The 14,562-nt window shown below is 61.7% G+C and carries 12 protein-coding genes; 8 read left to right on the forward strand and 4 right to left on the reverse strand.

The window, feature by feature from the left end; translation table 11 throughout:
* Positions 1 to 290 precede the first annotated feature (290 nt).
* The 5 genes from ACLB6G_RS19215 to ACLB6G_RS19235 all read left to right on the forward strand — a co-directional run bounded on the left by ACLB6G_RS19215 (position 291) and on the right by ACLB6G_RS19235 (position 3,853).
* Positions 291 to 602: a DUF736 domain-containing protein gene (locus tag ACLB6G_RS19215; RefSeq protein ID WP_154386590.1), complete on the forward strand. Its 312-nt coding sequence runs from the start codon at positions 291 to 293 to the stop codon at positions 600 to 602.
* Between the two features lie 81 nt (positions 603 to 683).
* Positions 684 to 878 (forward strand): hypothetical protein, encoded by a 195-nt coding sequence (locus ACLB6G_RS19220; RefSeq protein WP_185910478.1) that lies wholly within the window; start codon positions 684 to 686, stop codon positions 876 to 878.
* 158 nt (positions 879 to 1,036) lie between these two features.
* Positions 1,037 to 1,327 (forward strand): hypothetical protein, encoded by a 291-nt coding sequence (locus tag ACLB6G_RS19225; protein ID WP_154386589.1) that lies wholly within the window; start codon positions 1,037 to 1,039, stop codon positions 1,325 to 1,327.
* Positions 1,327 to 2,712, forward strand: coding sequence for a Fic family protein (locus tag ACLB6G_RS19230; protein WP_154386588.1), 1,386 nt, complete (start codon positions 1,327 to 1,329; stop codon positions 2,710 to 2,712). The genes ACLB6G_RS19225 and ACLB6G_RS19230 overlap by 1 nt, the downstream gene beginning before the upstream one ends.
* 277 nt (positions 2,713 to 2,989) lie before the next feature.
* Entirely contained in the window at positions 2,990 to 3,853 is an 864-nt protein-coding gene (locus ACLB6G_RS19235) for an exonuclease domain-containing protein (RefSeq protein ID WP_154386587.1), read from the forward strand.
* A 571-nt stretch (positions 3,854 to 4,424) separates the two neighbouring features.
* On the opposite strand, the gene ACLB6G_RS19240 is transcribed toward ACLB6G_RS19235, so the two are convergent.
* The 4 genes from ACLB6G_RS19240 to ACLB6G_RS19255 all read right to left on the reverse strand — a co-directional run bounded on the left by ACLB6G_RS19240 (position 4,425) and on the right by ACLB6G_RS19255 (position 9,332).
* A complete protein-coding gene (locus ACLB6G_RS19240; protein WP_154386586.1) occupies positions 4,425 to 6,455 on the reverse strand; it encodes a DEAD/DEAH box helicase in 2,031 nt (676 codons plus the stop codon).
* A gap of 493 nt (positions 6,456 to 6,948) precedes the next feature.
* Positions 6,949 to 8,880 (reverse strand): Ti-type conjugative transfer system protein TraG, encoded by a 1,932-nt coding sequence (traG, locus tag ACLB6G_RS19245; protein WP_154386585.1) that lies wholly within the window; start codon positions 8,878 to 8,880, stop codon positions 6,949 to 6,951.
* Complete coding sequence (traD, locus tag ACLB6G_RS19250; RefSeq protein ID WP_154386584.1) at positions 8,801 to 9,091, reverse strand: conjugal transfer protein TraD; 291 nt, start codon at positions 9,089 to 9,091, stop codon at positions 8,801 to 8,803. The genes traG and traD overlap by 80 nt, the downstream gene beginning before the upstream one ends.
* Positions 9,084 to 9,332 (reverse strand): TraC family protein, encoded by a 249-nt coding sequence (locus tag ACLB6G_RS19255; protein ID WP_154386583.1) that lies wholly within the window; start codon positions 9,330 to 9,332, stop codon positions 9,084 to 9,086. Before ACLB6G_RS19255 ends, traD begins: the two co-directional genes overlap by 8 nt.
* A 247-nt stretch (positions 9,333 to 9,579) precedes the next feature.
* On the opposite strand from ACLB6G_RS19255, the gene traA reads away from it, so the two are divergent.
* From traA to ACLB6G_RS19270, 3 genes are read left to right on the forward strand one after another with little or no spacing between them, the layout of a single operon-like run.
* Positions 9,580 to 12,882 (forward strand): Ti-type conjugative transfer relaxase TraA, encoded by a 3,303-nt coding sequence (traA, locus tag ACLB6G_RS19260; RefSeq protein ID WP_185910479.1) that lies wholly within the window; start codon positions 9,580 to 9,582, stop codon positions 12,880 to 12,882.
* Positions 12,879 to 13,412, forward strand: a complete 534-nt coding sequence (gene traF, locus ACLB6G_RS19265; RefSeq protein ID WP_154386581.1) for a conjugative transfer signal peptidase TraF — start codon at positions 12,879 to 12,881, stop codon at positions 13,410 to 13,412. Before traA ends, traF begins: the two co-directional genes overlap by 4 nt.
* Positions 13,333 to 14,556 carry a conjugal transfer protein TraB gene (locus tag ACLB6G_RS19270; RefSeq protein ID WP_154386580.1) on the forward strand — a complete coding sequence of 408 codons (1,224 nt, stop codon included), beginning with the start codon at positions 13,333 to 13,335 and terminating at the stop codon, positions 14,554 to 14,556. The genes traF and ACLB6G_RS19270 overlap by 80 nt, the downstream gene beginning before the upstream one ends.
* Positions 14,557 to 14,562 lie beyond the last annotated feature (6 nt).

The raw sequence follows: 14,562 nt of genomic DNA on the forward strand, positions 1-14,562 counted from the left end.
TTCATTCCGGTTGTTTCTGCTACGGGCACGCCCAACTGCGTCCTCGATGTGGCTGGTCTGACCGAAGGCCGATCTCGCTGCGCTCGGTCTCGCTCTCATCCCCGCAACGGCTGGTCTCGACTTTCTTCCCCTGACGGCTTCGCCGCCATTCCGCGCGGATCAAGAAAGTCTCATCCTGCCGCCCTCCACTGACGTTCCGGCCCGTTGGGTGCCGGTCGATCGCCTCCGGTCTGTCGACCGCCATCGAGGTCGCGGCGGTCGCGGCCCGAGAAATCAAAGGAATGAGACAAATGGCTACCATCGGCACCTTCACCTCCACCGGCACCGGCTTCAACGGCGTCATCAAGACCCTCAACCTCAACGTCAAGGCCAAGCTGGTCCGCGTCGAGAACCCTTCCGACAAAGGTCCGCACTTTCGCATCTTCGCGGCAGCCAACGTCGAACTGGGCGCCGCCTGGCAGAAGACCTCCAACGAGGGCCGCGACTACCTTTCGGTCAAGCTGGACGATCCGAGCTTCCCCGCTCCGATCTATGCCACCCTGGTTGAGGTGGAAAGCGAGGAAGGCCTTCAGCTGATCTGGTCCCGACCGAACCGGGACTGAGGCTCCCGCCAGAGGGCTCCGCCGCAAGGCGGGGCCTTCAGCCTTCCACCGACGAGCAGCCACAACCGAAAGGAACCATACATGACGACTACCAACCGCGCCGAAGCGAAGGCCCTTCATCCTCAGGACATCGCCGTCTGGCCGGACGGAACATGGGCCGAACTCGGCGACGTCTGGAACGGCGAATACGGCTTCATGTCCGACGACTACGAGGTCGTGCCGCTCGAGGACCATGCCCGTCTGAAGGCCCTCGGCATCGACGGAGAGGTGCTGTGACCGGCGCCACTGCACGCCCTCGCCGCCCCGGAGCGGGGCCTTCTGCTTGACGCCACGGTCAAATGGAATGGCCAGCCTTAGCGGCGAAAGGACTGCCGAGACTGGCTTTCGAGCCGAATTTCGGCTATACAAAAGAGCAAGTTACAGGAGCCTGAAACATGACCGCAACGCTAATGGAAAGCCCCGTTGTCGCGGATCGAGCACACGCGTTGCGGCTTGCCAAACAGGTCATCAAGACCCTCGACCCGAAGCCGCTTGAGCCCATCGTCGCAGCGATGCTGACCGACGGCCACAAGGCCGCGCTTTCGGCAATGGCCGTGTCGCGAGATGAGCCGAACCTGTTCGAACAGTTCCTCGTCCTGTGTGAAGAGGCCGGGCGGTTGAGCGAAGCGGATTGCGATCAGCTGGGCGAAGCCTATGTCGAAGCGAGGCGTGCCCGTGCCGCTTGATGAGTGACCCCTATCTTTACCCGGGCACAACAGTCCTCATCAATCATTTCAACATCAGGGATCAGGCCAAACTCGACAGCAAGGAGCGTCGGGAGACCCTGAAGACGTTGAAGGGTCTCTACGACAATCCGGTCAAGGGCGAATTCGACCTCGCGCACCTGCTGGAAATACACCGGCGCGTCTTCGCGCCGGTGTATCCGTTCGCCGGCGAAATCCGCCGCATCGATATGGTCAAGGCCGAGGAGAAACTGGGCGGCGGCAGTGTCGAGTACGCGCCGTTCCATCTGGCGCGTCTCCAGGCCGAACACTGCCTGAAGCAACTCAATGCCCGCGACTGGTCGGGTCTCATGGACCTGTCGCGGCCGGAGGACATGGCCTCATTTGCAGGCATGGTTGTCGACCTCTGGAAGGTCCATCCGTTCCGGGAAGGCAATACGCGCACGACCATGACCTTCATGCACCAGTTTGCGGCGGCCAAGGGGTTCGCGCTCGACCGTGAGTTGATCCGTACCAATGCTGAATATGTCCGCCATGCGCTGGTGGTCGGCACCCATGGCGAAACTCATTATCTGACACGCATCCTGACCGACGCGCGCCAACGCGAACATGCGCGCGAGCAGAGCCAGGCGCGCATGGGGAACCAAAGCCGCACTGACATTGGACAGTCGGAGCGGGCTGTACTGCTTCCCGGCCGTACCCTTGCCCCGGAAGTTCTCAAGGCCGAGCTGCAAGAACGGATTGCCGCTTCCGAAAGCGCCACCGAGGCTATGAAACGCCTTATCACCACGGCAAAGGCGGTATTTGCCGACCACGGGCCGGTGGTGGAAATTATCCGGAATGCCGCTCTTGAGGGCGAGATCGGCAATCGGCAGGTGATTTCGGAGTTGCGGGATGCTCCGGAGCGTTTCGGGCCGCTTGCCGGAAGGGACGCTATTCTTGCGAGCCGGCAGGAGCGGGAGGCACACCGGCAAGCGATCGCTGCAAAGCGCACGCTTCGCGGGATCGCCGAGAGTTACCTCAAGATCGTGTACGGAATCCGGCAGACGATGCAGCAGCAGCGTCATGATGAGGTGCGGCGGGCCAGCGTGGAGGTCCGGCGGCCAAGCGGCGAGCTCCTGAGCGCGATTGATAGGGGTGATGCGCTGTCGCCCGAGCTCAAGGTCGAGCTGCGGCAGACCACGAGCGCATTCGAGCGCCGTTTCGGCGATGATCTGGCCGCATTGCGCTCGGGCAAGAATCTCGGTCCACTTGCCACCAGGCACGGCGTCGACGAGAAACGGCTCGAGGAAGCGACAGGCGTACTGAAGGCGCTCGACCGAGCCCAGGCTCAGGAGTGCACCAGGGCACAATTACGGTCTCTCGATAGGCACGGCCCCACCCGATAATCCCATGCCGTCTGGAACGTGGCATTCAGCTGTGCCGGCCGGCCCGCCGAGCGCGGTCGTTCAGCCCTCTTTGGACCTCCCCTTGTGGGGGACATCTGTCGTACGTTTTCTCGATCTGAACGAGCAGGCAGCGCCATGCGCCGTTTCTCCACAACCCAACCTTTGCGCTGCAGCTGAAGTCGACCGTTTGCGGACCAAGACAGCGGAGGATTACCGGAATTCCGTTCCATGACGCCGGACTCTAAGCTAAACCTCACCAGAGGGCGGGAGGACGAAGATGATGGTGGGGTTAGATTTTGTCGCACTAGACGTAGAAACAGCGGATAGCAGCTTTCCAGAAAGTATCTGCCAAATGGGCTTCGTGATTGTTCGCGAAGGGCGCATCGTCGAGACTTTTACGCAGACCGTAAATACACATCATCGGTTCGGGTGGTGGCAACAAGCCAATTTGTCGATCACCGAAGAGGACATTGATCGAGCTCCGCCGTTTTCTGAGATCGCTCGATCGATTGCGCATCTGATGTGTGGGGCGGTCTTTAGTCATACACCCTATGACCGTTTCGCGGTCGGTCGCGCTTGCGACGCGTGCGGGCACAGCTTCGCAGAGACTACTTGGCTTGATAGTGCGCAAGTCGTGCGACGAGCATGGCCGGAAAAGTACGGGAAGACGGGGTACGGATTGAAGAATGTCGCGGCCGATCTAGGCATTGAATTTCTGCACCATGACGCTGGCGAAGATGCGCGGGCTGTGGCGGAAATTGTCATTCGAGCGAGCCTAGAGTGCTCACTAGATGTAGCCGGATGGGCAGAACGGGTCCGAAGACCAATCTTAGGCAATTCAAGCGCAAAAACCGACCTACGTCGGGACGGCAACATTGATGGACCGCTGTATGGCGAGGTTGTCGTCCTCACAGGGGGCTTCGATTTGCGGCAGGAAGAACAGGCCAATTTGGCCGCCTATGCAGGCTGCGAGGTGGAAAATAGCGTTACCAAGAAAACGACGTTGGTCGTCGTGGGTGATGATCGTTTCGCGCGTGGGGAACGTTCCGGCAAGTGGAGAAGGGCCGAGGAATTGGCGGGCCAAGGCATTCCTATTCGGGCCATGTCTGAATCCGATTTCCGCGCGCTCATTGCAGATTGAACGGCACACGCCTTCCGCAAGTCTTGAATCGGCGTGGGCGAGGAAGAGGACGACGGGGTTCAATGACCGCACGCCACCCCGAGCGGCCGTGCAGCGTCACGCTGGTGCTAAAATTTAGCGTACGAGCTCGGCGGTTTAATGGCCCAGAAGCTGACCTTTGACCGGTTCGGTGTTGACCTTCAGGTTCCGACTGATATCCGCCCCCTTTGGTCGGCGCTTAGAATCTGCCGGCCTGTGCCTGCTTCACACGATTGATCATACGCAGCGTGTCAGTATGACCGGCGTCGGCGGGAATACCGCGGCAACGGTTGACTCCATTTAGCCCGAAGCGTCTACGGATGAGAGTTTCCTGATCTCGGCAAGGTCATCGTCTGTCTTGCGCAGAATGAGTTGGAAGCACGCATCGCACACACGCCGTTCAGTCGAATAGGCCTGCCCAAGCTTTGGAATCTCGATGCAGGTTGTTCCCATGACGAGGTCGTCGTGGCAGCGATAGCATTTGCTGAGGCGTTTGACGGGAGTCCGCTTGGGGCGGCCGTTCGTGCCTCCAATCAGCGAAGGCGTTGGCCCTCTAGGATTCGATTTTGTCATACTCCGCCTTCGCTTTGCGAACGCGCCTGACAAGCACTTGCAGCAGGTCGTCCAGGTTATCGAGGACAGAACGGAATTCTTCTGTTGTCGCCTGCTGCCTCTCTTTGCCCAGGCGTTTTTGCATTTCCTTGTTCACCATCATCAGCGCACAGATGTAGTTGTTCCTGCCGGTGAGCTTCAAGGATTTGTATTTGTAGACCATCTCATTGCCGGTCTGTTTAAGCTCAACATGATTCAGCAACACGTTTGCGAGGCGTTTAGCCTGCTCCTGCATGCGCTTCCTGGCCTCTTCCCACTCACGCTGTGGCTGGACCATGAAAGGTGCCGTGGCCGACCTCTTTCGCATTGGAGACTGCTGCGCGAGCCGAACCATTTCCTCAGCCTTGCTGTCGTCGAGGCCGAGGAGCTTCAAACGTTCCCGTAGGTCCGCGACGATCTGCGTGTCCTCGACCGACGTGAAATCTTCTTCCCACAAGGAATCGACGACCTCACCGTGGACGACGACCTGGTCGCCCGCACGAAGCCGCGCGCTACCGTCGAGCACCCCTTGCGGTACCTCCGGTTCGTCGCCGCCAATGACCTTGTCCCAGAACGCCTGGTCGTCGTTCTCGAACTCCTTGAATTCCTTCAGGCGTGCGTCGAGGTTCATGCCCAGATGGGTGACGATATGGCCGACATTGTCTGGATGACCCGGATCGTTCTGCACAACGACCCGCATTATGCGCCCGACAAACTGGATGTAGGGCGCCAATGACCGGAACGGGCGGAAGATCGCTGCAACGCTCAATTTGGGATGGTCGAACCCCTCGCCAAGCATCTGCACCTGGATGATACAATCGAGTGAGCCGTTGCGCAGTGCCGCAAGAATGGCCGCCTGCTCATCCTCCGTCTGCTTGCTATGGATAACGTCGGCGTTGAAGCCGCGCTCCTGATACAGCGAACGGATTTCCCGCGCATGATTGATGGAGCACGCGACTGCGATGAGCTGGTGCTGCGTCCCGCTTTGTCTAAGCTCATCGAGCTTCTGCAAACTGCTATCGACGATGTGCTTGTTGCACAGCCTAGCAAGCGCCACGCCGCGGCTGAACCATTCTTCCTCCTTGAGCTTCAGCACCTCGTCCAAGGTGTACGTTCGCCCGCCGGCGTCGGAAAATCCGAGCTCAATGGTCGACGGAGCGACGTAACTTGCCTTGAGGCGCTTGATATAGCCTTTCAGGGTGGCGTTGCGGAATGGATACCGGAACACCAATTCGCCATCGAGTTCCTGGCGATCGCCCCGGAATGGGGTCGCCGTAAGCAGGATGACCTTGGCGTTTGGAAAACGCTCGATGACTTTCTGCCAGCTAGCGGCCGCGCTGTGGTGCGCCTCATCAACTATGATCATGTCGAAAAAGTCATCGGGAAACTGGGTCAGCCACTTATCGACGTTGGTCGCGAGCTGATGGACGTTCGTGATGACGATATGGGACTTTGTTGCTATCGAGATGTTGCCGCTATCCAGCGTACATGCCAACGGACCAGACAACATCTGGTCAGCGCTGAGCACACCCGCTTTCCGCCAGAAGCATTTCTGCCGGTTTGTGATGTCCATCGCTTCGTAAAGCCCGTCCTTGATGGTGAGGTTGGGCGCGATAACAATGACCCTGCCCTCGGAGAGTCCAAACGGCAGGAGAGAAGCCAGGCCGGTCTTGCCGCATCCGACCGGAACCTGGAGGATCGCCTTATTCTTTCCCGCCCGGAAGAATTCATAAGTGCGCAGATAGCCTTCGCGCTGTGGGTCGCGGAGGTGGTCGTTCCCGTCGATGACGAATTCAGCGTCCAGGAAGAACGACTGCAGGGGGCGGGCGGTGCGTACCCACTGGTCGAGCCCGCTCTTTTCGAAGATCCATTTCTTGCCGATCTTCCGCGCCGGGATGCGGTTCTCGCGCGCCATCGCATACAGCGCGGTCTTGCCCATTCCTAAGTAGATCGCGGTCTCTTCAAGAGAGAGCCAACCGTCAGTATCCGTCATACATCCTCACAATCTGATATCTAGCGATAGCAAACGACAGATAGAATTGCAAAGGAAATCGGCGGTGGTAGTTGTCGCCCGCATTTGAAGGCGCCACAGTGGGTTTTAGCCTGGGCAGGAGCGCCACTTGTGCCCAACGCCTGGTTTCGAGCCCCCGGATGAGTGGCATTGGATCATGGGTCACGTTGCTGGCCGTTCGACAAAGGTCAGCAACTGTCCGAATGCCGAAATCCGAGTCCTTGCCGGGACCCAGCCACGTCGGTTTTTGTCGTGATGCTTGAATGATGATCCCCCTTCGTCAGCGAGAATAGTTGCGTGAACAGCCGCCCGTCATGCGGCCAAGGCACAGAGTCCCGTGCCGTCCCTGTTTTCCACCCCGCCCAAGGCGGGGCGAAGCGAAGCGGAGCAGGCGAGGGGGCTGAACGCGCTTCCCACATTGCGCCGAAGAGAAGCCCCCGAGCTTGTGGTAAACGGGGGCGGGACGGCTGCCGTTTCAGGATCCAGCTGCTCCCGTCTTCGGTTGGAAATTGCTCTTGCCGACGAGCGCCGCCATTTCCGGACGGCGGAAGTAGATGGCGCGACCGCAACGTAGCGGCGGATTACCGCCGGTGAGGATGATCTGCTCATCGGCGCGCATCTGGGTGACTTCATGCGGCAGGATCAGCGGGCGTTGCGAGAGCTGTTGGGAGCGGGTGCGGGACGAACCCATGTCGCGCGAGGTGCGGCTGACGTGGTTCACCTCTACCGTGGTCATCCCGCAGCGCTCGGAAATGTACTTCGCCGTTTCCGGATCATTGATCGCCGAGAACGACACCCAGGAAGCGGACTCGAACCATTTGCTGGTCGCGTCGCGCCCACCAAAGGCCTCCCGCATCTGCCCGAGCGACTGGAACAGCATCAGGAGTGTGATGCCATATTTGCGGCCGGCGTCGCGGGCGGTTTCGACGATGCGCATGTAGCCGAGGCGGGCGGCCTCATCGAGCAGGAACAGGGCGCGCTCTTCGAGATCGCCATTGCGATTGTAGATCGCCTTGAGGAACGCTCCGATGACGACGCGAGCCATACCGGGGTGATTTTCCAAGGTAGACAGATCGACATTGATGAACACCGTCGTGCGCCCATTGGCGATGTCGTCCGTCCTGAAAGTGTTGCCCGACACGATGGCCGCGTAGCTGTCGTAGGAGAGCCAGTGCGTCTCCTTGGCGGCGGTCGCATAGACGCCGGAGAAGGTTTGCGGCGTCATGTTGATGAAGGGGGCGATGACCTCTTTGACGAACCGGGAGGTCGAGCTTTGATAAAGATCGGCGAGCTTTTCCTTGAGCGTTTCTTCCGGCTCGGCCAGTCGCGCGCGGACGATGCGCAGCGATCGTTCGCGCTTGGTATCGTCCGGATCGGACAGCATCACGTCGGCGATGACGCCGGTGATGAGCTGTTCGGCCGAGACGCGGAAGAAATCGTCGGCGCCGGAGGTGACGCGTGGTTTTTCCGACATCAGCCACGCCGCCACGGAGGCAATGTCTTCCTCCGGCGCATTGCCGAAGCGGCCGATCCAGTCGAGCACGTTGAACCCGATGTCGGGTCGTTTCGGATCGAGAATGAGCACGTCCTGACCATGCGCTTCGCGATGGGCGGCGACCATCGGCGCAATCTCGGTCGAGGGATCGAGGATGATCATCGAGCCCTTGAACTTGAGCGCCGTCGGCACGACCACGGAGGTGGTCTTGTAACCGCCGGAACCAGCAAAGACGATGCCGTGCGTCGAGCCAAATCCGCAGTCGAAGCAGACGAGCGGTGATTTTCCGCCCTTGCCCCACGTCTCCTTGCGGCGCGGATCGAAGTTGACGCCGGCGACGGAATCCTCGTCGACGCGATAGCGCTCACCGATGACGATGCCACCGCTTTCGGGAAAGAGTCCTGCGATTGTGGCGCTGTCCATCCAATGGCTATCGCCATGGATGGCGCGACGGCCGGAGAGCCGTTTCGGACCCGTCGCGCCAAAGACGGCATTGCCGCGCAGCGCAACCCGCAATCCGAACATGCCGGCGACGAAGGCCGTCGCCGCGCCGCCGATAGTGTAAAGGTCAAGTAAGGAAAACAGCGTTCCTTGCGGCACCTGGCTGGCGAAATCGGACAGGCGTAGCGTCTCCGAAATGGCGGCGAACGCGGCGGCGGCAACCCCGCCGATCAGGACGCCGAGGCCGGCCGACTGAATGGCAAGTGAGCCCTTGGCGGCAAAGAGGAAAATGACGCCGATCGCGGCCGCGGCGGCGTAGGGGACGACAAGGCCGCCGCGCCCGAGGGTCTGGTAGCTTTCCGGCGAAGTGCCGAAAGCGGCGAGCCAGGACTCAATCCCCTGGAGCCCCAGAACGGCTCCCAACATCATCATCGCCGGTGCGGTCAGCAGCATCAGTTTCTTCGCTGTCATTATCGAATATCGCCTTTCCGATTGCGGCCAATCGAGCGCGCTCGGTTGCGTCGCTGAGCCGCGCAGCCGCATCGATGAGGGCGCCGAGAATGACGGCGCGATCCGCACTGCGAAGTCCCGCCTTCACGACGAGACCGCCGAGCTGGATCTTCTCGCGCGCATCCTTCTTCCGGGCTTCCGTTTGTGACGCCCGGTAGCGGCGCTCATGCATCAGGAGCGCCCGTTTGAGAGCGAGCAGCCGGCCCGGAGGTCTTCTGTTTCGTCCCCGCTTGAAATCGCTTTGCCATCTCTTCGAAGCCTGTGACCAGCTCTGTGTCGGATGCGTTCACTTCGCCTAATCCGGCCTTCAGCGCGAGCCGGCCGATGCGTTCGGCCTCCTTGGTTTCGGCAAGCTTCAGCTGCTCCTGTAGGCGTTCGATTTCCTCGCGGATACGGGAAGAGGGTCGTCTCATCGGCGGGGTTCTCCGGTTTCGTAGATGGTCATTGCGATGCGGAGAATCGCATTTGACGTGCGCGCAGCGCACCCTGCGAAAAACCACAGGTAGGCGAAGCCTATGCATTGCGGGAAGAATCCCGCCGTTCGGAAGAACGGTCCAAGGGCGCAGTAATACGTTGCTAGCAACGTTCCCGCGTCCGGCCCTGGATGGGCCGCGCTCGACCGAACAGCATTCGCGTTCGGATCGAGAGAGCACCTGCCCTGTGGCGATCACGCACTTCACACCCCAATTGATCAGCCGCGGCGAAGGCCGCAGTGCTGTTGCGGCGGCTGCGTATCGCCATTGCGCCCGCATGGAGAACGAGCGCGAGGGCAGGGTGGCAGACTTCTCGCGCAAGCCCGGAATGGTCCATGAAGAGTTTGTGTTGCCGGGCGATGCGCCGGACTGGGCAAGGGCGCTTATTGCCGATCGCTCGGTTGCCGGCGCGTCCGAAGCCTTCTGGAATAAGGTGGAGGCGTTCGAGACCCGCAAGGACGCTCAGCTCGCCAAGGAGTTCATACTGGCGCTGCCGCGCGAGCTGACCGCCGAGCAGAATATCGCAATGATGTGCGAGTTCGTCGCGGAACATGTGAGCACGCGAGGGCTGGTTGCGGACTGGGTTTACCATGACGCGCCGGGCAATCCGCATGTGCATCTGATGACGACATTGCGCCCGCTGACGGAAGACGGTTTCGGCGGCAAGAAGGTGCTTGTCATCGCAGAGGACGGACGGCCGGTCAGGTCGAAATCCGGCCAGATCGTTTACAAGCTCTGGGCCGGTGACAAGGCGGACTTCCTCGCTATGCGCGAGGCCTGGTACGCCGCGCAGAACAAGCATCTGGAATTGAACGGCCATGACATTCGCGTCGATGGCCGCTCCTATGCCGAGCGTGGCATCGACCTTGAACCGACTTCGCATATCGGTGTTGCCAGCAAAAACATTCAGCGGCAAGCGGAGGCTGAAGGGCGCGCGGCCAGGCTTGAACGGCTCGCATTGCACGAGGAAACGCGGCGCGAGAATGCGCGCCGGATAGAGCGCCGGCCGGAGATCGTGCTGGAGGCGATCGCGCGCGAGAAGAGCGTCTTCGACGAGCGCGATGTCGCCAAATATCTGCACCGCTATGTCGATGATCCCGGCCAGTTCGCCAACTTGCTGGCGCGCGTCATGGGAAGTCCGGAGGCCGTGAGGATTGAAGTCGAGGGCGTCGATCCCGAGACCGGCGAGCGATTGCCGGAGCGTTTTGCGACGCGCGACATGATCCGCATTGAGGCCGAGATGGGGAACCAGGCCGAGCATCTTGCGACGAACGGCCGGTTCGGCGTCTCAATCAGCGCGCGCGCCGAAGTCGTTGCCGGCCATGCGCAGATTTCCGACGAGCAGAGCTTCGGCCTGGAACGCATCACTGGTAACGAGCGCCTCGCCATCATCGTCGGCCGCGCCGGCGCCGGCAAGACGACGATGATGAAGGCCGCGCGCGAAGCATGGGAGGCTTCCGGCTATCGTGTTGTCGGCGGTGCGCTCGCGGGCAAGGCCGCCGAGGGGCTGGAGAAGGAGGCGGGCATTGCGTCGCGAACGCTCGCGTCCTGGCAGCTCCAATGGGAGGGGGGCCGCCTTCACCTGGACAACAGATGCGTGTTCGTCATGGACGAGGCGGGCATGGTGTCGTCGCGCCAGATGGCCGACTTCGTTTCTGCTGTTGCCCATGCAGGCGCCAAGCTCGTTCTTGTCGGCGATGCCGACCAATTACAGCCGATCGAGGCGGGCGCTGCGTTCCGCTCGCTTGCCGATCGCGTCGGTTATGCCGAGCTCGGCACGATCTACCGCCAGCGTGAGCAGTGGATGCGCGATGCCTCGATGGATCTTGCCCGAGGCAAGATCGGGGCGGCGATCTCCGCCTATAAGGGGAAGGGACGCCTGGTCGGAATGGAGTTGAAGGACCAGGCGGTCAGCGCGCTCATTCGCGACTGGATTGCCGACTACGACCCGAACCGGTCGAGCCTGATCCTTGCGCATCTTCGCCACGATGTGCGGACACTGAACGAGCTGGCGCGTGGCGCGCTCCTCGAGCGCGGATTGATCGAAGACGGCCATGCCTTCCGCACGGAAGACGGCATGCGGAACTTCGCGGTCGGCGACCAGATCGTGTTCCTGAAGAACGAGGGTTCGCTTGGCGTCAAGAACGGCATGATCGGCCGCATTGTCGAGGCCGAGACGGGCCGTATCGTGACCGAGATCGGAGACGACAGACGGCGCGTCGAGATCGACCAGCGGTTCTATCGCAATGTGGATCATGGCTATGCGACCACCATCCATAAGTCCCAAGGCGCCACCATCGATCGGGTGAAGGTGCTGGCGACCCTCTCGCTCGACAGGCATCTGACCTATGTGGCGATGACCCGGCACCGGCATGACGCAAAACTCTATTTCGGACGACGCTCGTTCGAGAAGGCGGGCGGGCTCATTCAGAACCTGTCGAAGCGCGGGGCCAAGGACACGACGCTCGATTTCACCGGATCGAAGCTCTACGAGCAGGCGCTTTCCTACGCCAACAGCCGCGGCCTCCACGGCGCGCGCGTGGCGAAAGCCCTTGTCGAAAACCAGCTCCGTTGGATCAGGGAGCAGCGCGATCGGCTCGAGACGGCCGCCGCCAGGCTCGCAAGCTTCATCGGGCGGTTCGGCCGTGCCGCCGATCGTCAGGCAGCGGCTGCCGCGACTGCCTCTCCCGTTTCCCAGCCCTGGGTTCGCGGCCTCGCGACCTGGGCGCAATCCATCCCGCAGCTCGTGGAGGCCAAATTGCAATCAGACGCCACACTCACCCATGCCTGGACCCAGCTTCGAGACCGCGTCACTCAAGTCTATGAGAAGCCCGATGGCGCGATCGATGCGATGAACCTTTCCACAATCATGAGCGCCAATGTAGCGGAAAGGCAGGCAGCGCAAAGCCGCATCGTCGACCAGCTCGGTCGCGATCCGGAAGCCTTCGGCGCGATGCGCGGCAAGACCGGCATGTTTGCCTCATCGGACGCGAAGGCCGAGCGGCAGCGGGCCTTGAACAACGTTCCGGCACTCAAGGACAATATTGCCCGATATGTGCGGCTGCGCGCCGAGATCGGAGATCTTCGCACCGTCGAATTGTCACGCGAGCGCGATCGCAGCCGGGTCGACATTCCTGCATTGTCCGGATCGGCGCAGGGCGTGCTTGACCGCATCCGCGATGCGATCGATCGCAACGACCTTTCGGCCGCGCTCGGTTTTGCCCTTGCTGACAAAATGGCGAAAGCAGAGATCGACCAGCTCAACAAGGCGCTCGACCAGCGGTTTGGGGAACGGGCATTCCTTGGCTCGAAAGAGGCCAAAGGGCCGGCCTATGATGCAGCCGCGGCACAAGTCGCCGAGGGCGACCGCTCGAAACTGGTGGCAGCCTGGCCGAGCTTCAGTGCCGCCCAGCGCGTTGCGGCCTATGAGCGGGCGCAGAAGGAGACGCGGGCTCAGAGCCAGGTCCGCGATCAGGGCATGAGCCGATGACGAGACATTGCAGGGCGCTTGCGATCATCGGCGCCGGCGCCGTGCTTCTCGGTTCGATGGCGGCAGCCTTTGCATGGGGCGGCTATCGCGTGAACTTCACGCCCTCCTATCCGCTTGGCCTTTGGCAGATAGAAACGCTGGACCGCCCGGTTGCGGTCGGCGACAGAGTGTTCATCTGCCCGCCTTCCGGTCCTGCCGTCGATCTCGCCCGCGAGCGCTTTTATCTGCCCAGAGGTCGTTGCCCGGCCGGAACAGCGCCGCTCATCAAGACCGTGGTCGCATTGGCCGGACAGTCCATCCGCGTCGAGGGCCAGGTCATCATAGATGATGTGCCCTTGGCAGCTTCGACCGTTCACGCACAGGACACCGAGGGGCGGCCGATGAAGCCCTGGATGGGCGGCATCGTGCCCAAGGGCGAAGTGTTTCTTCATTCCGATTTCGGTGGTTCCTATGATTCAAGATATTTTGGGCCGCTTCCTGCCGACGGCATCCTCGGCCTCGCACGGGAAATCCTCACCTTCACGCCGTAGCCTTCTGCAGGCCATTCTATTCGCCGCCGGCGGCGCTGCCACCGGAGCGATAGGGTGGAGTGGGCATCCGCTCACCTTCGCCCTCGGCATAGCCTTCCCTGCGCTTTGGGCCCTCGCTCCGTCGCGCACGGTCGCGGCCCTGGTCGCGCTGGCGCATTTTCTCGGCGCATCGCGCGGCCTGCCGGAGGGCGCTTCGATCTTTTTCGGGGCGCAGCTCACCATCGGCCTTGGCCTCTGGCTTGCCGCCTCGCTCATGTTCGTTGCCGTCCACACTGCACTCTGGACGTCGCGTGGCGGCTGGCGCCAGCCACTTCGCTACGCGATAGCGGCCGTCCTTATGAGCGTGCCGCCGTTCGGGACCGTCGGTTGGGCACATCCGATCACCGCAGCTGGAATTCTCTTCCCGGGCTGGGCCTGGTTCGGCCTTGCCGCAACCGCCGCCCTGTTGATCACGATGACGACCCGCCTATGGCCGATTGCGGCCGGCGTTGCAGCCCTCGCCTTCGCCTGGTCCGCCTTTAATTGGACGCTTCCGGCCGAGCCGGAAGGCTGGCGGGGCATCGACACCAGGTTCAGGTTCGAAGCTTCGGGCCAGTATGCCGACTACCGTCAGCAGGTCTCGACGATACAGCTGGTCGAGGCCGCCGCCAGCGACGGCGCGCGTGTCGTGATCCTGCCGGAAAGCGCCATGGGCTTGTGGAGCGCCACCACAGAGCGGCTTTGGACCCGCGAGCTTTCCAGCCTCGACATCCTGGTCAATGGCGGTGCGGCGATCGTCGATCCCGTCGGCTACGACAATGTGATGATCGGGGTTTCGGGGAAGGGCGCGGATATCCTTTACCGCGAGCGCATGCCGGTCCCGGTCTCCATGTGGCAACCCTGGACGACCGGCGGGGCGCACGCGCGGTTGTTCGCCAATCCGGTCTTCGAGTTCGCCGGGCTGAGGGTTGCGCCGCTGATCTGCTACGAACAGCTCATCATCTGGCCCGTCATCCAGTCGATGCTTTTCGCGCCGGACGCGCTTGTCGCAACCGGCAACGCCTGGTGGACCGGCGACACCAATATCGTCGCCATCCAGCGGTCGAGCGCGCAGGCGTGGGCTTCGCTGTTCGGCCTGCCGCTGGTGATGGCGTTCAACGAATAGGATAGG

Source organism: Zhengella sedimenti, from assembly GCF_046506625.1.
GTDB classification, from domain to species: domain Bacteria; phylum Pseudomonadota; class Alphaproteobacteria; order Rhizobiales; family Rhizobiaceae; genus Zhengella; species Zhengella sedimenti.